Annotated in this window: 19 protein-coding genes and 1 pseudogene; 14 read left to right on the forward strand and 6 right to left on the reverse strand. The window is 41.3% G+C overall.

Features of this window, described 5'->3' with window-relative positions:
• Positions 1 to 191: 191 nt before the first annotated feature.
• The 6 genes and pseudogenes from NST45_RS05025 (at position 192) to NST45_RS05050 (ending at position 6,758) form a co-directional block, all read left to right on the forward strand.
• Positions 192 to 1,376, forward strand: coding sequence for a glycosyltransferase (locus NST45_RS05025; RefSeq protein ID WP_036683080.1), 1,185 nt, complete (start codon positions 192 to 194; stop codon positions 1,374 to 1,376).
• Positions 1,377 to 1,578: 202 nt separating this feature from the next.
• Complete coding sequence (locus NST45_RS05030; protein ID WP_076215355.1) at positions 1,579 to 2,643, forward strand: serine hydrolase domain-containing protein; 1,065 nt, start codon at positions 1,579 to 1,581, stop codon at positions 2,641 to 2,643.
• Between the two features lie 114 nt (positions 2,644 to 2,757).
• Positions 2,758 to 3,867, forward strand: coding sequence for a hypothetical protein (locus NST45_RS05035; RefSeq protein WP_076215352.1), 1,110 nt, complete (start codon positions 2,758 to 2,760; stop codon positions 3,865 to 3,867).
• A gap of 154 nt (positions 3,868 to 4,021) precedes the next feature.
• Entirely contained in the window at positions 4,022 to 4,480 is a 459-nt protein-coding gene (locus NST45_RS05040; protein ID WP_076215349.1) for a GNAT family N-acetyltransferase, read from the forward strand.
• A gap of 28 nt (positions 4,481 to 4,508) precedes the next feature.
• Positions 4,509 to 5,981 (forward strand): amidase family protein, encoded by a 1,473-nt coding sequence (locus tag NST45_RS05045; protein WP_038572613.1) that lies wholly within the window; start codon positions 4,509 to 4,511, stop codon positions 5,979 to 5,981.
• A 199-nt stretch (positions 5,982 to 6,180) separates the two neighbouring features.
• Positions 6,181 to 6,758, forward strand: a pseudogene (locus NST45_RS05050) (dihydrofolate reductase family protein).
• Between the two features lie 141 nt (positions 6,759 to 6,899).
• Here NST45_RS05050 and NST45_RS05055 read toward each other — a convergent pair.
• Positions 6,900 to 7,097 (reverse strand): hypothetical protein, encoded by a 198-nt coding sequence (locus tag NST45_RS05055; RefSeq protein ID WP_036683067.1) that lies wholly within the window; start codon positions 7,095 to 7,097, stop codon positions 6,900 to 6,902.
• 186 nt (positions 7,098 to 7,283) lie between these two features.
• On the opposite strand from NST45_RS05055, the gene NST45_RS05060 reads away from it, so the two are divergent.
• From NST45_RS05060 to NST45_RS05075, 4 genes are all read left to right on the forward strand, one after another.
• Positions 7,284 to 7,634 carry an MmcQ/YjbR family DNA-binding protein gene (locus NST45_RS05060; RefSeq protein ID WP_036683066.1) on the forward strand — a complete coding sequence of 117 codons (351 nt, stop codon included), beginning with the start codon at positions 7,284 to 7,286 and terminating at the stop codon, positions 7,632 to 7,634.
• A gap of 77 nt (positions 7,635 to 7,711) precedes the next feature.
• Positions 7,712 to 7,903, forward strand: a complete 192-nt coding sequence (locus tag NST45_RS05065) for a hypothetical protein (RefSeq protein WP_036683062.1) — start codon at positions 7,712 to 7,714, stop codon at positions 7,901 to 7,903.
• 136 nt (positions 7,904 to 8,039) lie between these two features.
• Positions 8,040 to 8,912 (forward strand): GNAT family N-acetyltransferase, encoded by an 873-nt coding sequence (locus NST45_RS05070; protein WP_076098608.1) that lies wholly within the window; start codon positions 8,040 to 8,042, stop codon positions 8,910 to 8,912.
• A gap of 172 nt (positions 8,913 to 9,084) precedes the next feature.
• A complete protein-coding gene (locus tag NST45_RS05075) occupies positions 9,085 to 10,224 on the forward strand; it encodes a 5-methyltetrahydropteroyltriglutamate--homocysteine S-methyltransferase (RefSeq protein WP_076098609.1) in 1,140 nt (379 codons plus the stop codon).
• Positions 10,225 to 10,665: 441 nt separating this feature from the next.
• Here NST45_RS05075 and NST45_RS05080 read toward each other — a convergent pair whose 3' ends face one another.
• From NST45_RS05080 to NST45_RS05090, 3 genes are all read right to left on the reverse strand, one after another.
• Positions 10,666 to 11,607 (reverse strand): NAD(P)H-binding protein, encoded by a 942-nt coding sequence (locus tag NST45_RS05080; protein ID WP_038572607.1) that lies wholly within the window; start codon positions 11,605 to 11,607, stop codon positions 10,666 to 10,668.
• A 78-nt stretch (positions 11,608 to 11,685) separates the two neighbouring features.
• Positions 11,686 to 12,585, reverse strand: a complete 900-nt coding sequence (locus tag NST45_RS05085; protein ID WP_076141636.1) for a LysR family transcriptional regulator — start codon at positions 12,583 to 12,585, stop codon at positions 11,686 to 11,688.
• A gap of 91 nt (positions 12,586 to 12,676) precedes the next feature.
• Positions 12,677 to 13,867 carry a coenzyme F420-0:L-glutamate ligase gene (locus NST45_RS05090; RefSeq protein ID WP_038572605.1) on the reverse strand — a complete coding sequence of 397 codons (1,191 nt, stop codon included), beginning with the start codon at positions 13,865 to 13,867 and terminating at the stop codon, positions 12,677 to 12,679.
• Between the two features lie 147 nt (positions 13,868 to 14,014).
• Between NST45_RS05090 and NST45_RS05095 the strand changes: the two genes are divergently transcribed.
• The 3 genes from NST45_RS05095 to NST45_RS05105 all read left to right on the forward strand — a co-directional run bounded on the left by NST45_RS05095 (position 14,015) and on the right by NST45_RS05105 (position 16,756).
• Entirely contained in the window at positions 14,015 to 15,211 is a 1,197-nt protein-coding gene (locus NST45_RS05095) for a macrolide family glycosyltransferase (RefSeq protein ID WP_076141635.1), read from the forward strand.
• Positions 15,208 to 16,155 carry a YafY family protein gene (locus NST45_RS05100; RefSeq protein WP_038572601.1) on the forward strand — a complete coding sequence of 316 codons (948 nt, stop codon included), beginning with the start codon at positions 15,208 to 15,210 and terminating at the stop codon, positions 16,153 to 16,155. The genes NST45_RS05095 and NST45_RS05100 overlap by 4 nt, the downstream gene beginning before the upstream one ends.
• 67 nt (positions 16,156 to 16,222) lie before the next feature.
• The gene (locus tag NST45_RS05105; RefSeq protein ID WP_038574709.1) at positions 16,223 to 16,756 is read left to right on the forward strand and encodes a DinB family protein; all 534 of its coding nucleotides are present in this window, start codon (positions 16,223 to 16,225) and stop codon (positions 16,754 to 16,756) included.
• A 92-nt stretch (positions 16,757 to 16,848) separates the two neighbouring features.
• Here the strand turns inward: NST45_RS05105 and NST45_RS05110 are convergent, their stop codons facing one another.
• Both NST45_RS05110 and NST45_RS05115 read right to left on the reverse strand, forming a co-directional pair.
• Positions 16,849 to 18,465 carry a response regulator gene (locus tag NST45_RS05110; protein ID WP_076148255.1) on the reverse strand — a complete coding sequence of 539 codons (1,617 nt, stop codon included), beginning with the start codon at positions 18,463 to 18,465 and terminating at the stop codon, positions 16,849 to 16,851.
• 4 nt (positions 18,466 to 18,469) lie between these two features.
• Positions 18,470 to 20,209: a sensor histidine kinase gene (locus tag NST45_RS05115; RefSeq protein ID WP_036683043.1), complete on the reverse strand. Its 1,740-nt coding sequence runs from the start codon at positions 20,207 to 20,209 to the stop codon at positions 18,470 to 18,472.
• 347 nt (positions 20,210 to 20,556) lie between these two features.
• Between NST45_RS05115 and NST45_RS05120 the strand changes: the two genes are divergently transcribed.
• Complete coding sequence (locus NST45_RS05120; RefSeq protein ID WP_076104349.1) at positions 20,557 to 22,032, forward strand: carbohydrate ABC transporter substrate-binding protein; 1,476 nt, start codon at positions 20,557 to 20,559, stop codon at positions 22,030 to 22,032.
• Positions 22,033 to 22,040: the final 8 nt, after the last annotated feature.

A 22,040-nucleotide genomic window follows, 5' to 3' on the forward strand; every position in this document is an offset into this window, starting at 1 on the left:
TTTAACTAAACACAGAACATTAATCCTATCGTTACTGGAGGTTGATGCACTGTGTTTTTTTCTGCGGATTTCTTCGTTTGCTTCGCTCTATAGAAAATCATGAAGTTAATATTCAGTTGAGGATCTCATCACTATCTGTTTACGATTCAGAGTTAGAGTTAGAGAAGGCCAAGCGAAAAAGGAGCTTTCTCATGAACACAGATCCTAAAGTACTTATTGTAACTTCGGCATTTGGAGACGGGCATATCAAAGTAGCAGAAGCAATTGATCATTCTTTTAGACGTAGAGGGATCAGCCGGATTGTTACCTTGGATCTTTTCGCTGCAGTCTACCCTAGTCTGAATGAGCTGTCCCGCAGATTCTATCTGAACAGCACAGGTTATACTCAAGAATTTTATGGATTAGTGTACAAGTTGACGAGCAAGATTAAACCAGACCAGTTCATGGGTAAATGGATTCATTCTATGGGCAAGCGGAAAGTGCAAAGGATCATCGACGAGATTGGACCGGATATTATCATTCATACCTTTCCCTATTTGGCCGCTGCTGAGCTTGCATCAACAAAGGGAAGACGAATCCCCCTTTTCACTGTCATGACGGATTATGTGGTTCATGGCAGGTGGCTTCATCCACAAACCTCGAAGTATTTTATTGCTACGGAAAGTATGAAAGCAGAACTGATGTCATTAGGTATTGCTGAAGAAAAGCTTGTGGTTAGCGGGATTCCGATTCGTGAAGCTTTTGAACAGACTCAGGAACGTGAAGGCCTTTTACGTAAGCATGGACTAGATGGAAATCGACATTATCTATTACTTGCGGCAGGGGCTTACGGCGTGTTGAGTGATATTAACCATTTAATAATAAGGGCGCTGCAGCAATCAAACTTCGATGTAATGGTATTGTGCGGGAATAATCATAAGCTCCAGATGGCTACGGAAGAGCTTTTTCAAGAGAATCCTCGGGTTCACATACGGGGTTATACAGAAGAAATGCAGGAGCTAATGTGCATATCCTCCTGTCTGTTGACCAAAGCAGGGGGGATTACCTTGACTGAGGCGATGGCTCTAGCACTTCCTGTAATTGTCTATCGTCCGCTCCCCGGTCAGGAGGCAGGCAATGCAGAATGGTTGTCTGAGCACAATTTAATAGAGATTGCCCGAAACGAGGAGCAGTTAGTAGAGCAGCTTCAGAGATTGGAGCATCTGGGGTACAGGGATGGAAAGGTGCAGGATATGAAGAACTTTTCCCGGAAATCAGCCGCGGATGCTATCGTTACTGAGGCTTTAGAGGTTATCAAGCTGCGGCAGCCGTCTGTTTCAGCCGTAAAATCTATGGTTGTTGAAGGGCAGGCGAAGACGATTCATGGATATTATTAGCAAGGTAGAAAGACCACGCGTTGTGGGTCCTCTAATTGGAGGCTGGCTCGGAAGCTCGGAAAATGAATTGCTGCCTTTTCAAGTAAGCGACTGTTTATTTGATTATAATTATTTATTACCAGATAAAGGGTCGATAAGATGTTATTATTTGTATGGGTGAATTTATTGAAAATGGTGCTTTATTGTCATTGGGGAGGACAAAATGTACAAGAATCAGAAGATAGAGGATATTTTGCATGAAATGCTAATCAAGTTTGTGGAAAATGAAAAGTTTCCGGGATTAGCGACCGGAATCGTAAAGGACAACCAAGTTCTGTTTACTGGTGAATATGGGACGGCAAATTTATCGACGGGTGATCCTGTAGTTCGTGGCACTTTGTTTCACCAAGCCTCTGTCTCCAAAACCTTCGTAGCAACCGCCATTATGCAATTAGTTGAGCGTGGTAAGGTAGAATTGGATGCCCCCATCACTAAATACCTGTCATATTTTAAGTTAGAGGATGAGCGGTATCAAAATATAACAATAAGACAGCTTATGAATCATACCTCCGGTATGCCTGATGAGGAAGATTATGCGTGGGATCGCCCTGAATACGACGAGCAAAGTCTTGAACGATATGTAAAAGGGATAGGTCACCACAAGCTGTTAAGCCAACCGGGAGAGAAATTTGCCTATAGTAATATAGGATATGAGATATTGGGAGATATGATAGCAAAAGTCAGCGATATGAGCTTCGAGCAGTATATGGAAAAAAATATTCTTGAACCAACAGGAATGCAGTCCAGTTCTTTTCTTAAACAGGAGGTTGAAGCTTATATTGCTGCACCTCATGTGCTTGGAGCTACCCATGAATGTGGTGGCTGCGTTAGTAGTGTTTTTCCATATAACAGGGCCCATGCCCCTAGCTCCACTTTATATACCCATGCCGAAGATATGTGCCAATATCTGTTGATGCATCTCAACGGTGGAACAGCCGGGAACGGCAATGAAATCCTCCAGCCAGGTAGCTATGATGAAATGTGGAAACCTCATGCACAAACGGGCTATGATCCGGAAAATGCACAGATAGGATTGGGCTGGTTTCTAGGAGAATATAAAGGTTCTCGTATTCTCTCACATTCCGGCTGGGATACTGGATTCTTAAGCAATCTGTTCCTGCTTCCCGATGAAAAAATCGCTATTTCTGTTATGAGTAATTGTGACTATGTCAACATGGGCAGTGCATGCTTCCCAATCCTTGATCTGTTGCTTGGCTCCAATATTTAGAACGAGTCTGTAACTGATTTTACAACTTCATAACAAGGGGCTTCGTACTTTATAACATTCGTAACTTAAAGTACATGTAAGTCAAGCCCACTTACACTATGGAGGTTATGAGAAATGAAGAGTAAAAATGTGAAATCAGCCCTTGGGGTGATCGCGATATCCGGTGGTCTGCTGGCCCTGACTGCTTTGGCAGTGCCCAAAATCGTCGCTTACACTACAGTGAACCAGAATGTGTCTCAAGCGAACGTTTCCTACACGCAAGAACTCAACCAGAAGCCTGCTGTTCAACTGGCGAGCAGCCAGATCCCGGTACTTAAGGTTGCAACCAAAACACCAGTCTCGACGATCAAGTCGTATTTTGAGCGCACAGTCACCGCTGAAGAAATTAAGCAGATTAATGAGTATGCAGAGAAGGCCAGGCTCACCGGCAAGGATGAACAGCTTACGCGGCAATTTACGGATCAGGAGAATAAGCGGCGGATGTTATTGGATGATCAATACAAGTACGATGGTTTACGGCCCAAGCAGAAGCTACCTTTGAAATCAGGGAGCTCCGAATTTTATCTGGATCAAAGCAAATTTACCTATGTATTTCCTAAGCGCGAACTGACCGATGAAGAAATGCTGCAATTGATCGACTGGAATTACCGTTTTAATTATGTGGTAAGCCTCAATCTTGTCGTGGCACAGCCAGATAAGAAGGACATCAGTCAGGATGAAGCCCTACGCAGAGCAAAAGAGAGCGTAAGCCGTCTATTCGGTGTCGATCTCTCAAAGTTGCAGGCTCAGACCTCATATCATAAGCCTTTTCCTGATTCGAAAGGGCAATGGTTCGTTAATTTTCTACCTTACCGGGCAGAGACACTGCGGGCTCAGGATAAGTCTTATTTCATGTATAATACTTTCGTGGATGCAAAGAGCGGGACCGTACTTGATACCACGATAGTGGATCTGTCCTACAAGAGAACTCCGATTACAGCAGCTATAAATAAAAAGATTAGCCAGGATTCCAGCTGGCTTCAAGCCGCTAAATCCATTGTGGTGGACAAGCAGGGCGAGACCCGTGCGATAACCAGCTCCTCTATCATTAAAGACAGTGCATATGACAAAAGCGGAGTGGTAGCGGTCTTGGTCAAACTGAAAGACGGTAGCACCTACACGGCAGAGCTGCGCTATCCCGAGAAGACGCTGCGCTGCCTGATCTATACACCGGTTTCCAAGTAATGAAGTGAACCAGCGTTATAACCTACTTTAGTATTTACAACCTACAGCAAGCCCCACTCGGGGCTTGCTGCTATGCATTTTGAGAGCTGGTGGATGACTATTGTGAGAGCAGACATGGGTATAGGAATTTCTTTTTACAAGAAGGGATGGTTAGATGCTAGATATTAAATCCTTACAAGAATGTCCTCTTCGTCAAAATGAGCTTATTGAGTATGTCAAAGAACGGTGGCCAAAAGTACAACAAGTTGTGCTCCCCAATATACAAGAAAGTTTAATCTCAAAAGATGAGGAGTTTCCTTTTACATTTTTGCTGTTGAAACATGATGTAATCATCGGGTTTTATCAATTAATTGAGCAGGAATTTATAACTCGAAAAGATTTATCACCTTGGATTGCGCCATTGTTTATTGACGAAAGTGAGAGAGGCAAAGCACTAGGATCCGTTTTGTTGGAGCATGCCAGAAAAATAGCTGGACAACTAGGTTATGCAAAAGTCTACTTGGCGACGGATCATATTCTTTATTATGAGAAATATGGATTTAAGGAGATAGGTCTGGATAACTTCGAGTGGGGACGGCCCACCAAAATATATGAACATGACACTATTACATAAATGACCCAAATGGAAAGCAGGAGTTATCATGGAGCATATCTTCGAATTAGCAAAAATAAAGAGTGAAGAAATAACGATACTCGAACTGCAGGATGCAATGGATAGAGGGGATGTTAGTTCTAGGGAACTTGTTATGTATTACATGTATCGGATAGCAACGTTTGACCAGAGTGGTCCCATGATAAACTCTATTATGGAAATGAATCCAGATGCGATTTTTATTGCCGAGGCATTAGATCAGGAGAGAAAATTAAGCGGAGCACGAAGTCTTTTACATGGTGTGCCTGTATTATTGAAAGGAAATATTGAAACGAATGATAAAATGCATACAACCGCTGGCGCATTAGCTTTGGAAAACCATGTTAGCTCAAACGATGCTTTTCTTGTCCAAAAACTAAGGGATGCTGGGGCAATTATACTTGCAAAAACAAATATGACGGAATGGGCAAATGGGATGTCATCATCCATGTGGGCTGGGTATAGCTCAATAGGAGGACAAACCAAAAATCCATACGGGGATCATTTTCCGGGGGGTTCCAGTACGGGTTCTGCCGCTTCTGTTGCAGCCAATTTTTCAACAGTAGCCGTGGGGACAGAGACGTCTGGCTCTATTTTAAGTCCAGCTGTGCAAAACGCAATTGTTGGTTTAAAGCCAACTGTAGGTCTAATAAGTAGATCAGGCATAATTCCATGGTCATATTCTCAGGATACAGCTGGACCTATGGCAAGGAATGTGACAGATGTTGCGATCTTATTAAATGCACTTACGGGAAAAGATGAAAGTGATCCTGCTACTTGTAAAAATGAATATTCTACTATGGACTACACAGCATTTTTGGATAAAGACGGATTAAATAAAGCGACCATAGGCGTTTTTAGAAATGCTCTACCTAAGAATTATTGTGACATGGGTGAATATGATGAACATTTATTTAATGATGCTGTGGCTAAATTAAAAGATTCTGGAGCCAACATAATAGAAGATATAGATATTCCATCGTTCCATAGAGAGTGGAAATATAACAAAATGAATCTTGAATTTAAGCATTCCGTTGAAAATTACTTATATAACCTTCCGGCTCAACTTCCTGTCCATAACCTAAATGAATTGATTGAATGGAACGAGCGGAATTCGGAAAAGGCTTTGAAATATGGACAAGATATGCTGAACTATCGATCACAGCTAGATAAACCGTTGAATCATTCGGAATATATTGTAGAGTCTATCTCTGACTTATATTATTCGCAAAATATAGGGATCGATCATGCTTTAGAAAAGTATGGATTGGATGCAATCCTGTTTCCTGCTTATGTCGGAGCTGATTTAAGTGCTAGAGCAGGTTATCCAACTATAGCAGTGCCCGCAGGCTTTCAAGAGAATGGAAGAGCCTTTGGGATCACATTTGCAGGAACGGCATTTAGTGAACCGACACTCATTCGGATTGCATTTGCATTCGAACAACAAACGAAACACAGAAAAATGCCGGCTCTAAAGAAATGAAAGATGATTTGAAAATTAGAAAAAGGTGCATTTACAAACGAACGTATGTTTGCTAAAATGTTGATGTGGATAAAAATACCAAAGTGAAGAAAAGAGCGTTTGAGATTAGCAATCCATAAGAAACAACCCAAGTTGAATTCTGCTAAAATGTAGTTAATGTCTAATGTAGATATCCCTCATGAACAAAGGAGAACTGAAAATGAGAAAACTCGTTCTATTTCTTCACGCATCGCTTGACGGTTTTGTAGAAGGGCCGAATGGTGAAATGGACATTGGCTGGGTTTCCTACGATGCTGATTTGGAGAACCATGCGAAAGAAATTCTGAGTACTGCCGACACTGTCATTTGGGGACGTGGGACTTATCAGATGATGCACAGTTACTGGTACCATCTGTCCCTTCGAACCCATCAGCTTCGCAGCATGAACGGAATCATGCCGAGTGGATCGAAAAGACAGCTAAGATCGTTTTTTCCACGACGCTGGAGAAAGTCGAATGGAATAATTCCAGACTCGTGAAAGAAGCTGTCGAGGAAGAGATCAATAACCTCAAACAGCAGCCCGGCAAGGATATGGTCATCCTCGGCAGTCCTAGATTCGCACACCACCTTATGCAGCTTGATTTAATTGATGAGTATAAAATTACGGTTTCTCCCGTCCTGATCGGTAAGGGATTGCCATTATTCCAAGGTCTCAAGGAGAAGAGAAATCTTAAGCTAATCGAAAACAAGACCTTTGATTCTGGAGCCATAGGTCTCGTTTACCAGACGGTAAGATGACCTTGTCACTTAAGGTGATTACGCTCACGAGGAACGTTATTGGAACGACAACAGCGGCAGTCTAAGACTTTATTTATCAAGTCTTGGTCCGCCGCTGCTTGTTTTAATGGATCCAGTCTAATACTTTATTTTTACCAAACACTAATCAGATGTTGGTTCTTTCATAAACCATGAAATATGGGTGCATCGCTTACAAATAAGGATGGCAGCGTTTTTGTTCGCCCAGTCAAAGCCTAAAAATGATGCGCCGCTTGTGTTAAGCAGTTTATAATCCAGATCAAAGGTATCGTTTTGACAGCAAGGACAGGTTATTGGTGCGCCTGCAGCACTGTATCTCATTATAAAAACCTCCTGTAGATTTGTATATTACTTTAACGTATTTAAGGTTATTCAGGTTTCGTGCACTTGAAAGGATTACTCACGAGTTCATTTTGCCAAGGGCAAGAGTGTTAGGTTTATTTCAGTTATAATATTTGATATAAGGTATACAGGATTCGTTTTAATGAAGAAGGTGAGGGACTGATTTTGACCCATAATATTATCGAATACTGTTTACAAAAGAATGGAGCAACAAAGGATTTTCCTTTCGGCTTCGATCCAATGGTGATCAAAATTGCCGGTAAAATGTTCGCGCTTATATTTGAGAATAAGGGGAATTATGCTTACATAAATCTAAAATGTGATCCGGTGATTGCAGGGAACTTGCGAGAGCAGCATGAGAGCGTTCGGCCAGGATACCACATGAACAAAAAACACTGGAATACGATTGTTTTGGATGGCTCCTTACCAGAGTCGGATATCTATTTAATGATTGATCATTCTTACGATATGGTTGTCAAAAATCTCCCTAAGAGCCTCCGACAAACGATATATTGAAGGTGGCATTAAGTTGTCGTTAAAATGGCAATGAACTGGTATAATATGGTTTATATTCATGGGAAGGAGTTGTATTTATGTCTGACTTTTTTAATTCAGGACCTAATCCCAATTTGTCGGACCCTGCAGGCCATAAAGCAAACCATGATGTAAATGCGCAAAAATATCATACTGAAGGCGTTCCAGGATTCTGGAGTGAGGTAACCAATCTGTTGATCGTTGTGGCTATAATTGCTATCATTTTTTTAGTTATAAGGTTTGTTTTATGATTACCCTGGTTTAGAGTGAAGACATTGACTTTTAGGAGGCGGTTCCATTGGTAACTATCATTAGGTGGACAGAATTTAGAAGGATAACGCCTACTCGTCCATAAACTGCGTATTTCCTTCTTAATGAGGGTACTAGATGCAAGAATATAAAATTAGTACAATGAAAGACTATTCAAAGCAATCGATTGATCAAATCCGCATATTAGAACATCTTTGCAAGACGTCCGACAGATCAAGTTTGAGGGTGGGTATAGAAAGCCTTAAGGAGATAGACGGAGATGAGGCATTCTTGTGCCAGATCGATAACCAATTAGTCGGATTTCTCAGTTGGTATACTTCGGATGGCATCGAAGCTAATATTAACGGAATGGTTCACCCGGACTTTCGTCGCCAAGGTGTATTCCACGACTTACTGAAAAGTGCCGCATCAGATATGCAAATGCAAGGCATACAAACTTGCCGTTTTAGGATACCTTCTAATTCTGAATCAGGGATGGATTATATACGGTATTTAGGGGCAAGTGCTGCACCGTCTGAATTCCTCATGGTTTTTAATCGGGCACAAATCGCTGGATCAAGCCACTCCGGTTTAGCTGTGCGATTAGAAGAAGATCAGGATTTAGAGTTCATGGTTAAATGTTCATCACAAGCTTTTGGTGATTCAGAGTCCTGGACTAGGAATTATTTAACTCGTACAAGAGAACCGGCACGGATTACTTACATTGCTGTGGACAACATGATTCCGGTTGGGATGATCAGAGTCAATTATTTAGATACAAATACAGCGGTTATACATGATTTTTGTGTGCTTCCTTCGTGTCAAGGCAGAGGATACGGACGTGAAATTCTTTCAGAGGTAGTTAAAATCTTGCGAGATCAGAGGGATTTCCAGATTCGTCTTGGCGTGGTCACTCAAAATAGAAAGGCATTATCCCTCTATCAGTCGATTGGGTTTGAGGTGACTGCGGAGTCTAATTACTATGTAATATCCGTCGATATGATTTATTAAGAAAGAGGCGCTACTCATGCGCCTCTTCTTTTTTTATCATGCCCTTCTAATTATCACGCTGAATCTAGCTATAGTTAATACTTATAACCTGTCATAGCTCATTGGTAGATCGGTTTAGTCAGTCGGTTATGCTATATTTATTCTAATAATTTGTTTACGAGGAGATTAATATATGAGCATTCAAACCGTACCCCAAAAACGAACCGTTACTCCATTTCGATATGATATCGTGGGCAGCTTCCTGCGCCCCCAAGCGTTGAAAGATGCTAGATTAAAATTCAAGAATGGTGAAATTACTGCCGAGCAGTTGAAGGAAGTAGAGAACGACGAAATCGTTAAGCTCGTGCAGAAACAAAAAGAGGTGGGTCTTCAAGCAGTAACCGATGGCGAATTCCGCCGCTCTTGGTGGCACCTCGACTTCTTCTGGGGACTTGACGGTGTAGATCGGACAATTATTGACCAAGGTTACCAATTTAACGGTGCAGAGTCCAGACCAGAAACAGCCCGACTGACCGGGAAAATAAGCTACAGCAGCCATCCTTTTGTTTCGCATTATGAATTTTTAAAAGGTGCTGCTGGTGAGGACGTTGTTGCGCGTCAATCGATTCCTGCGGCTGCACAATTCCTGTTCGAGCTAGATCGGGCGGAAAACAAGGAAAGCACAAATGAATTATACCCGAATCGCGAAGAGCTTATCTCGGATATTGCCAAAGCATACAAAGCATCGATTCTGGCCTTCTATGCAGCGGGCTGCCGCAGTATTCAGATCGACGATTGTACGTGGGGAGCGCTTTGCGACGAACAGTTTATAGCATTTATGAATCAGATTGGCGTGAACGTAGCTGAATATGCAAGCGAACTTGCAAAATTGAATGAGGAAGTTGTAACTGGTCTGCCGGAAGACCTTGTTGTAACGACCCATGTATGCCGGGGCAATTATGTTTCGACTTATGCTGGAGTAGGTGGAGGCTACGAGCCTATCGCGCAAACGCTTCTTAATATCAATAACTACTCGGGTTATTATCTGGAGTTTGATACCGAACGTGCAGGTGACTTCAAGCCATTGCGTTTCTTGAAAGACAATCAGCAGGTTGTGTTAGGTCTGTTCTCATCCAAATTTGGTGAGCTTGAAAGCAAGGAAGATATTCTGAAGCGTATTGAGGAAGCGAAGCAATACGTTGATCTAAACCGGATTTGCCTTAGCCCGCAATGTGGCTTTGCTTCTACGGAAGAAGGCAACCACCTGACAGAAGAGCAGCAATGGCGTAAGCTTGCTTATATTAAAGAAATTGCTGAAGAGATCTGGAACTAACTCTAATTAAAAAGTAGACAGAGACAATACACCTTTAGCCATTCGGATGTTCATCCGTTCGGTTAAAGGTGTATTTTGTTCTACAGTGAGCATACCGATATACTTGGCCAGTTCTATCTATACCGTGACGGAGGATTAGGGAAAACCTCCCTAATAAAAGCCGATAATTGCTCTAAATGAATGAAATTAGGGAATAACTCCCTAAAAAACAGAGCAATATCAAGAATTACCGCCAAATCAGTTAAATTTCAGGGAAGAATTCCCTGATTATTAGTCTGATGACCAGAATCCTCTGGTAATAAGGGAGGAATCCCCTAATTATCTCCAGGGCGAGCATATGATTGAGCTTTACGGAGTTTTTTTGCCACGCTCAGTATAAAAGAAATCACCCCCGTTTAATAAACGAGGGTGATTTAGCCTAAGAAGTAAGAGTGTCAGCTTTTAATTGTCTTTAGAGTGTCTTTCGCCAACCTGGAATTCATCGGCATGTTCAAACATATATTTCACGGTCAGAGGGTCATGACCAGTAAGTTGTTTGAAGTCGTCTGTATAAACATCCATTTTTCCTTCACGAATAGCTTGTCCGAAAGTAACCATACCTTCTGAAGAAAAGGGTGCTTCGGAGCCTTCTTTAAATGCACCGTCGGTGGTTCTAGGCACGCCCATTGCTTCGAATACGGCATAATTTTCTTCATCCGTGTTTTCTTTGTAGGTGATATGATTGCCCGTTACTTCATTACCAATCTTAATGAAATCGGTAATTGTCATCAATTCAAGTCCGTTGATATTTAGAATCGCTTCCTGATAATTATTGGAGGCTAGGGCATACGCAACGGCTTTTGCGCAATCCTTCCGCGAGATATAAGCCATTTTACCGTCACCTTGATTGTTTGTTAATACCCCGTCACCCTTCACATACGTGAAGTAATTGGTAATCATGGCTTCCGCGTATTGGGAATTCCGAAGGAAGATATAATCTAGCCCAACGCTTTGAATATAACGTTCGGTATACACATGGTCGATTTTTTCTACGCTTGGATTGCTTTCATCGGCTGCGTTTACTAGAGAAGTATAAATGATCTGTTTGACTCCAGCTTCTTTGGCAGCATCGATCACATTTTTTTGTGCATTTTGGCGTTTTTCTCCAACAAAAGGCATGGAGATTAGAGCGAGTTTATCGGCATGAGCAAAAGCTTCGGCAAGGCCGTCCTTGTTATTAAAGTTGGTCACATGTGTTTCAATCCCTTGTTCCGCATATTCTTTCAAACATGCTGGATCGTAAGCGCAAAAAATGATTTGGTCTTTATCTACCAGCTCCAACAAATATTCCGCAGCTTGCTTCCCTAGATTTCCATCGACACCAGTCAACAATAATTTACCCATGATCGTTGTCACTCCTTGTTGAAATGAATTATACTCTTATAGTATGTGAAAAAAGTAACATAGTCTAACACATAAAACTTATGGTCGATTGCTAAATCCAATTTGGATTTGTTGCAGGAAGGAAGGCAAGGCCGGGTTTGTATTATTTTTGAGATAACCTGCTTCGATTGCAAAGGTATGGTGTGAATCATCTAAGGGAATTAGCCGGACTTCATCTTGAAGATAAGCGAGCTGATAGTTATCCGGGAAAAAGCCAATCAAATTCTCCGTGATGATATAAAACAATTCTGTCTCCACATCGTCTGCGGTTCGAAGAATGTTCGGCTGATAGCCGTCTTCAATTGCATGCTGGATCATTAGATGATAAGAGTTTCCAATAGCTGTTGGATTCAGCATGACTAGTGGATGTTCATATAACTCCTCTTTGGCGATCGATTCATGATGAAACAGGGGATGGTGGTGACTCACAGCCGCACAATAACGTCCCTTATACAAGGGATAGGTTACAATGTCCTCTTTTCCCTGAAACTCGGAATCAAAGGCAATAGCCACGTCGTAAATCCCTTTTTGCAAGTATTCTGCAATATCTTTTAGCAATACTTTATTCAGTTCCAGCTTAATATTCGGATGATGATCCTGAAACGAGGGAATCAATTTCAACAAACTTTGGATATCCGTCATCGCCGCATATTCGATACTCAAGGATTGCGTATTATACTTTTGAAAGTTTTCCATGCTCATCTTCATAAGGTTATATTGCTTCCAGAGGATGAGGGCTTCGCCATAGAAAAGCCATCCGGCTTTGGTTGGCTCAATAGGGATCTGCTTTCTGTCAATCAATTGAATGTTGAATTCCTCTTCAAGCGCGGCGATTTGTTGGCTAATGGTGGTCTGCGATACATAGTTCTTTTTAGCTGTTTCCGTAAAATTTCTGCATTCCACGAGATCTATAAAATATTTAATCCTTCTTATGTTCATAGTATCCTCCGCATGCCGCTGTTTGCTTTTATTATAACCCAGAAAGTAAAAAAGAGAGCCTCGTTTAGAGACTCCCTTTGTTGTACTACTCTTATTTTGTGTAGTTATCGAAATAACCTTGGATATAAATCATTGGTGTTCCTTTATCGCCACTACCAGAAGTCAAATCAGATAATGATCCAATCAGGTCAGTTAATCTACGAGGTGTAGTCCCTTGGGCTTCCATCGCACCAACTAGATCATCATTTTTATTCTGGATGTATTTAGAAATAGCTTGTTTTAACTCTTCACCACGAAGATGAGAGAAGTTGTTATCGGCCAAGTATTTCAATTTTACTTCATTTGGTGTTCCATCAAGTCCGGCGGTGTAAGCAGGGGAGACAACTGGATCTGCCAGCTCCCAGATTTTTCCGACTGGATCTTTGAATGCTCCATCGCCATAAACCATAACTTCTACAGTTTTACCTGTCATTTCTTTGATTTTTGCTTGGATACCATCCACGATAGGCTGGCAGTTATTTGGAAATAGCTTTACACTTTCTTCTGTTGCTTTATTTGATCCTAGCAGACCATAGGCTTCGTTAAAGCCGCTGCCATCGATTGATTGTGTAAGAATATCATCCAAGCCAAATACTTTTTCAGCACCGTTGTTTGTGAGAATACGTTTGGTTCTGAAGCGAGTGTGAATATCGCAAGTTAATACATTTTTTGTATAGTTTAAAATGGTTTTTGGGTTGTTGGAGAAGATGACTTCACAAGCCACACCTTCAGCTTCAATTAAACCTTTATAATATTCAATATAGTCAACCCCTGTGAATGGGTGCTTAATATAGCCGAAAAACTCACGGAACTGAGCTTCTGTTAATACATCCGTCCATGGATTGATACCTTTAGCATCTAGTTCGTCGATGTCTACAAGGTGGTTGCCTACTTCATCAGCTGGATAGCTTAACATTAGGACTACTTTTTGTGCCCCTTTGGCAATACCGCGTAAGCAGTTAGCAAACCGGTTACGGCTAAGGATTGGAAAAATAACACCTACGGTTTCTTCGCCGAATTTCCCCTTTATATCAGCAGCAATATTGTCAATCGTCGCATAGTTTCCTTGTGCCCGAGCAACAATGGATTCAGTTACGGTCACAATGTCACGATCTTCGATCGAAAAACCCTCGACTGTTGCTGCATTCAATACCGTCTGAACTACGATTTCTTCAATGTTATCCCCATTGTTAATGATAGGTCCGCGAAGTCCACGTACAACTGTTCCAACTACTCTTTCCAATATGATCTCTCCTCTAATAAGGGTATACTCTATATTATTAAAATGGTTTTAAAGCCTATATTACTATACCCTTTTAGAGCGATATAAGTAAAATTAATGTTTATAATATCTAATATAAAAATGATTTATAGTTAAGGAGGATTACAATTGGCGCGTGTGTTATTTATTAATGGTGGATCAGAGGGACATATCAATCCCACGATTGGCGTTGTGGAAGAGCTTATTTCGCGTGGCGAAGAGGTAGTGTACTTTTGTATAGAAGCTTACAGAGAGCGTATGGAAATGACGGGGGCTACAGTACGAACATTTGACGATCAGAAATTTATACAAGCTTTTATCTCAGGTGGAAGAAATTATGTACTGGAAAGAATCAACGGCCTTTTACTTACGGCAGATATAGTTATTCCAAGCGTTCTTGAACAGATCAAAGGGGAGCATTTTGATTACATCATCCATGATTCTATGTTTGGTTGTGGACGTTTGCTAGCTCAAATTCTTAAGCTTCCGGCCATTAGCTCCTGTACTTCTTTTGCGCAGACAAAAGCAGCATTCGATGACATGTTAGAACGATTTTATACTACAGTCCCTGCAGAAGTAACTAATCCTATAAAGGATAAATTCCAAAGCTTGACGCAAATGGTGAAGGGCAAATATGATGTGGACATCCAATCCCCTTATGAAGTGTTTTGTAATCCTGCCCCACTTACTATCGTTTATACAACTAGGGAGTTTCAACCTGAGGGAGAAGCTTTTGACCCGTCTTATATCTTTGTAGGACCCTCCATCTCTTCACGATTAGCTCCAGAAAAATTCGATCTCATGGCAATTAAGGGGAAAAGTCTAATTTACATTTCACTTGGCACAGTTTTTAACCAAGCCATTGAATACTATAAACTTTGTTTTGAAGCATTGGGGAACACGGAGCACACTATTGTGATGTCAATTGGAGATAAAGTCCAAATCACTGATTTAGGGGAAATTCCGCAAAACTTTTTCGTGAAAAATTATGTTCCACAAACGGATATACTGCAATACACAAAGTTATTTATTACACATGGTGGAATGAACAGTATCAATGAAGGGCTTTATTACGGGGTTCCGCTAATTGTAATTCCACAAAGTGCGGATCAGCCAATAATTGCGAAGCAAGTCGTCCATGTCGGAGCAGGCATTAAGTTACAAATGCAAAGTTTAACTGCAAATCACCTACGAGAAGCCGTAGATCATGTATTAAGCGATTTATCTTATAAAAAAGCTGTCTCCAATATCAGTGAATCGTTTCGGAACTCGGGTGGGTATCGACGAGCTGTTGATGAGATTGTTCGGGGAGGGGGAGTCGTATGAACAAAATGGACCGGTTGTTAGCTATAGTGCTTGAACTGCAGCGTAACAAAATGTTGCGGGCGGAGGATTTGGCTGCTAGGTTTGAAACGAGCGTAAGAACGATCTATCGGGATATTCAGGCACTGAGTGAAGCGGGCGTATCCATTATAGGAGCGCCAGGGCAGGGTTACTCCTTAATCGAGGGGTATTTCCTGCCACCCGTTAGTTTCACGCTGGATGAAGCAGTGACATTGCTTATCGGAACTGATTTTATCGAGCAGCGGTTTGATGCACACTATGGTAATAAGGCTAGAAGTTCTAAAGCAAAGATAGAAGCTATCCTGCCGGAAGCCATCCGCAGTGAAGCATCACAGATTCGCAAAAGTTTTCGTTTATTTGCATCCGTAGAAGATATAGCACCCATACAAGAGAAGGCATGTTTGGAAGCCATTCGTGGAGCGATATTGGAGGGAAGGAAAATAAGATTTCGTTATTCCAAAAGAATCGCCGAAGCCGATGGGAACCGTCAAAGTGTTCGTACGGTTGCTCCTTATGGACTTGTGCTTCATCACGGGTCATGGGTACTCATCGCCTGGTGTGAATTGCGTCAAGACATCCGTCATTTCCGGTTATCCCGAATGAGGGAGCTTATTAATCTGGAAGATGAATTTATACTGCCAGCAGATTTTCATCTGGAGGTATACCAACCTCCTGATGATCGCAACGTTCATGTGCTTATCTTAGTCCAAGCTGACATAGCCGATAAGGTAAGGGAATCAAATAATTTCTATATGGAAACTATTGAGGAGCATGCGGAGGGGTTACTTGTTACTTTTCGCGTTCGCGAGCCAGGGGAATTGCTGCAATGGGTGCTTGGCTGGGGAGGCGGTATGGTTGTGCTGGAGCCCGAATCTTTCCGTGATCAGGTTAGAAATGAAATAGAAATAATGTTAAAACGCTACTGACATAACGCTGTCAGTAGCGTTTTTGTATACTTGGACCATCAATGACTACAGGAGCTGATATATGATGATTACAACAAAAGAAGCCTTACAACGATTTGAAGAAACTGCGACATACTATATTCAAGAATTGGAGCGATTCAATCTGGAGCAGCTGAAGCAAAAGCCGAGTGAAAACGAGTGGTCCATCGGACAGATGTTTCAGCATCTCATTAACTCGGCGCTGTATATGCAGCTTCGTAATATTGATCAATGCCTTGTGCTCGACCAAGATCCCTTAGTAGCTCATGTGGGGAAAACTGAGGATGGTGCGGCTATATTTGCGCAAGGAAGCTTTCCGCCCATTCGTATTCAGGTTCCGCCTTCCGCCCAATATACGCCGGAGCAGCCGGAGAGCAAAGAACAATTAATTCAAGGGTTACGTACAGTCATCCAAAGAATGAGAGAGATCGAACCCTCTCTTGAGAAAGCATCCAAACAAAATACCGTTTCTCACCCGCGATTCGGTGGATTATGCGCGGAGGAATGGTTCCTACTTATTGAAATGCACTATCGTCATCATCTTCTGCAGCTGGAGCGGTTAAACAAAAGAATTGTTGTTTAATTCCATATTTGCACCTAAAGAAGGGTTCATTCAGGTTGTGAAAGGATCATAAAATCAGGAACCGCATTCCAATAAAAAGAGTTGGAATGGTCTTAATTTCCTGAGCCAAGCGTGACCTGAACGTGATTCTTATATTCACTAGGATTAACACCAAAGTGTTTTTTGAATAACCGGGTGAAATAAAATTGATCGTGTATACCGATTTGCGTGGAAATTTCTTTAATGTATGGATTCCCTTTAAGTATTAAATCTGCGGCTTTTTCCATTTTCACAGTATTAATGTAGTGAATGATGCTTTGCCCCACTTCTTCTTTGAAGATTCTGGACAGATAGTTCTCACTTAAGTTGACATGCTTGGCAATCAGAGATAAGGTCAGCTTCTTCTGATAATGTGTGTTGATATAGTCAATCGCTTGTTTAACATCTCTATTGTGTGTAGTTACGATCTGTTGCTTTTGATGGGAGAATAGTTGGAACACAAGCTCCATTATAGATAGAACGTCAGTGGTACGTTTACTGCTGGCGATATTTTCTATATAGTTCTTTAAAAGCTTTGGATCCTCGACAATGAGATGGGCATCGCATAAGGGAAGATAATGCAGACAATTTACAATGAACTTTTTGGTTTCAGCAGGATTAATTTGCTTGGATTTACAGATGTCAAGAAATTGCTGAGTTGCTTGAGTAACGGCTTCAACCCCTGAAAGCTTCCAGTTCTGAATTAATTGCGTCGAGAAATCATGTACATCCTCGAAGTCCAGCGTATCCTTTAAATGGACATCCTTTGGATCTATAATCGTTATTTCGTTGTAAAATTGGATTTGCAAGGATTCTTTACATTGCTCTAGGGTTCGTTTTGCTTCAGCATATCCCCGTACAGGATCAGAAAAAACAATAGTAGGGGTGATAGAAATATACATTTTGATTAAACGAATGACCCTCTGGATAAAGTCTGTGCGGATAATTTGATGATCGTCTAAGGTATCACAGGAGATTAGAAGCAGCAGCCCATTAGATTCTAGCTGAATAATTTCTAACTGATCTACGGTCTCCAAGATATCCAAGATGATGTTTTCAATAAAGGATACGGAGATGTGATTTTGTCTTTCGTTTTGAGTGGCGTTATTCTGCTCAAAAGTAATGTAGAATAAATAACAGCTGCTTTCGCTGAAAGCGAACGTTATAGCATCATGCTGATCAAGCTGCTGCACATCGTAATAAGGATCGGTGAAATAATCTTTTAAAAGCGCATTTTTCACGCTTTTTAAGTTATGTTGTAATAACTGTGTTTGGGTCTCCTGCTGCTGCCTAGATTGAAGCTGTTCTTGAATTAGCTTCGTAGATTTCTCCAGCAAATGGATCAAATCCCCCGTTTTCATACTAATCTTCAGCATATAATCTACAGCACCAAGCACTAAGGCTTCACGAACTAACTCATACTCCCCGTGGTTGCTGGCCACCAGAATTTTTCCTGCAAACCCTCTGTTATTCAGTTCTTTTATCAGCTGCAGACCATCCATATTAGGCATTTTGAGATCTGTAATGATGATATGGGGATTAAACTTGTCTACAAGTGTTAAGGCTTCAACTCCGTCAGAGGCAGTAGCACAGATCATGTATCCAAGCTCTTCCCATGGAATCATGGTTCTGAGCGCAACTTTAACAATAGGTTCGTCATCCACTAGCATTACATTATACATAGGATACATAGTATCACCCCTTAAGTTCGTATGTTTGTATAGGGATAATCAGGCGGCAGCAGGTTCCATGACCCATAGAGCTTGTGATGAACAGCCCGTAACTCTCACCGTATTGAAGTTTAATGCGATCGGCCACATTTGAAATTCCGATACCCGACAGATTGTCAGCCTTTTCTGATTTGGTGGTGTCAAACCCTTTTCCGTTATCGATGATTTCAATAATAAGGGTATATTCATTTTTTGCGTATACCTTAATTTGGATTAGAACTTTTCCTCCTATATCTGTAACTCCATGAAGAATCGCGTTCTCTGCGATCGGCTGCAGGATGAGCTTGGGGATCATGCTCTGTAATAAAGACTCATCCAAGTCATATTCAATGTCAAACCTGTCGGCATAACGTATTTTTTGAATGGCAAAATAATGATCCAGATTGTTCAGCTCCTGCTTGATGGTGATTTGCTCATCTTGATCGATAATGGTACTACGCAGCAATTCAGCTAGTGAGGAGATGCCGTCGCTAAGGACGGGAACCTGGTTAATCATCGCCAGCCATCGTAAGGAGTTAAGTGTATTAAAAAGAAAGTGAGGATTAATTTGCGATTGCAGCATTTGCAATTCGAGCGAACGTCTTCTTTTCAGATCTTTCTTTTGATCCTTCATCAGCTGTTCCATTCTACTGACCATGCTGTTAATTCTATTGGCCAACACGCCCATTTCATCGTTGCTGTGATCTTCGATCCGACTCGATAGATCACCATAAAAAATTTGGTTGCAGAAGACGATGATTTGTTTGATTGGTTTCAGGATGCTTTTATACAATACGATAATAATTAGAATACACACGACTACAATGATGCTGACAACAATAAGTAGTCCAGTGGTGATTTTACTTGTCTCTGAATTGATATAAGAGAAGGGGACGGTAGAAATCATGTACCAGCCTAATTGATTATTGTTAATATAAGAGATTTGCTGCATTTTTCCATTGACCATGCCTTGGAAGGAATGGTTTTTCTTTGCCTCTTGTGTCTTGATTTGCTTAAAAAGCTCATCTTTATAATAGGGTTCTCCTAGCGGAGTATCCTTTTGATTCGAGGACATTACTTTTCCCTCCCTATTCATAATAAGGAGACTGGAACCTGTACCTAAATCCACACTGGAAAGAATGACTTTTGAAAATAACTCCCCACCAATAAAAACAAACACATGACCTAAGGGAACGCCAATGTCATCTTGATCAAAAATTTTCCGGCCCAGGACAATGGTATTGTAAGCGCGATAGCTTTTTACGTAGTTAAGACTGTCATAAGGGGCATTCAGCTCTACTTGTTTCATAATTTCTTCATACTTAGGATTGGGGATGCCGTCGTAGCCTAATTCATAGATAGGTTGGTTCTTGGCGTCGATGACCCGAACGTTCTGGACATATCCGGGGTAGATGGTTCTATATAAATTGTCCATGGCATGATTAATGGCAGCATTGCTAGGAGCGGGTTCATTTGGTGCTGCCGATAAACGCTCCTGAATAATACTATTGGTAGAAACAGAGCCTGCAAGATATTGATAGTTGTTAAGTTCACTTAACATCGTTCGATTAAGCAGCGTTAAAGCCTGAAATGTGGATTTACTTAATTTATTGTTAATGGATTTGGAGTAAATGGTGTAGGAGTAGAAACCTATAAAGATGATTGGGATCACAGAAACGATTAAGAAAATGACGGTTAAGCGATTTTGAATTTTAACCTTGCGCATGATTTGCGGAGGATTAGGAAAATGCAGCTTCCCTTTACGTCGACTCAGGTGGATGACCTCCCATTCACTATCTTTTACTTACAAGTTAACATAAAAAGAACAATGGAATATATATGCAGCGGCGAAAAGTGAGAATAATCTATGGAATGGATAATATTATCCATTCCGTTAACGGCTAAGTTTACAGGTTATGTGACCCTGATGAATAAGCTTATACGAGCTTGCATTGGAAGATGGATAAGATAATACATAGGTAGGTTTGTATTGTAAATGTAAATATAGCGTAAATCCTTTTATACTTAAATTATTAAAAAAGCGTTTACAAGAATATCTTAAGGAGGGCGTTTATGAAAAAGACTATGAGTACATTATTAGCAGTAATGCTGCTAGGTGTGGGGTTGCTCGGCTGCGGGAACAGCAATAATAAACCTGCTGCCTCTAATGAATCGGATCCAACGAAAGCTGCGAGCACAGCGCAAGCTACAAGTACAACGAACGCCGAGAATACTAAAGAAGAACCTGCTAAAGATTTTGATAACAAGGAACTTAGTATTGCTGTATTCCAAGGGGGATATGGTGCGGATTATTGGAATGAAATTGTCAGCAAATTCGAAAGTACTTATCCAGGTGTGAAAGTGAACATGACGATTAATCCAAAAGTTGGTGAAGTAATCCGGCCGCAGATTGTTGCGGGTAATCCTCCCGACTTCCTTTCTGTTACAGATACAGAGCAAAGTGGCATCGTGCTTTCATTAATTAAAGAAAAAGGACTGCTAGATATCAGCGATGTATTTGAAAGCAAAGCGCTTGATAAAGAGGAGACGCTTAAGGATATGATTCTACCGGGGATGCTGGACAGTACAAGATTTCAGCCCTATCAAGATGGAAAGACGTATCTCGCACCTTTTAATGCTGGACCGATGGGCTTGATTTACAATAAAACACTGTTCGCAGAAAAAGGCTGGAGTGTTCCTGAGACTTGGGAGGAGTTCTTTGCTTTAGGTGATGAGCTGAACAAAGAGGAGAACTACCTGGTTAATGCAGATGGAACTAAAACGAAGCGGGCTTTATTCACTTATCAAGGCATCTATCCGGATTATTTGGAGGAAATTCTCTACCCGGCCATTGCCAGTGCGGGGGGAAAAGAAACGCTGGATAAAGTCTTTGCATATGAAGAAGGTTCATTTAAGAACGACACGATCAAAAAAGTACTGGATATCTTCTATAAAATCTCTAAAGACGGTTATCTGATGGATGGCACGGTTGCCTTGAACCATACACAGTCGCAGACCGATATGATGATGGGTAAAGCTTTGTTTATCGTAAACGGCAACTGGATGGAAAATGAAATGAAGGATTCACCTAGAGAAAATGGGTTTGAATTTGGGATGACAACAGTACCTGTGTTCAATAAAGGCGATCAGAAGTATGTGCTTTCCAGCTACGAGCAATTCTCCATCCCTGCTAAGGCTAAAAATCCTGAGCTCGCTAAGGAATTCTTGAAGTTCCTATATACCGATGAGTCTGTGAAACTATTCGCGGAAAAAGCGAATGGGGCGTATGCGCTTAACGATGCGAAGGAGCTGTCTAAGCCATTTTTGACTAAAGGTGTCTATGACATGTTTGAGGCTTATAATGGTTCCATTTCTATTCTACAGGGCTGGCAATCGTTACCGAAGGGTTCCAAGGTTAGTGTAGTCACTGAAATGTTCAAGAATACGGTCACACCAGTGATGACAGGCCAGATGACCACGGATCAATGGATGGATAATGTGGAAAAAGCTTTTGCACAGATTCGTAAAGAGAAAGCAGCTAGTAAATAATCTATAGT

It is taken from the genome of Paenibacillus sp. FSL R7-0163, assembly GCF_037969975.1.
In the GTDB taxonomy this organism is placed as follows: Bacteria; Bacillota; Bacilli; order Paenibacillales; family Paenibacillaceae; genus Paenibacillus_AQ; species Paenibacillus_AQ odorifer.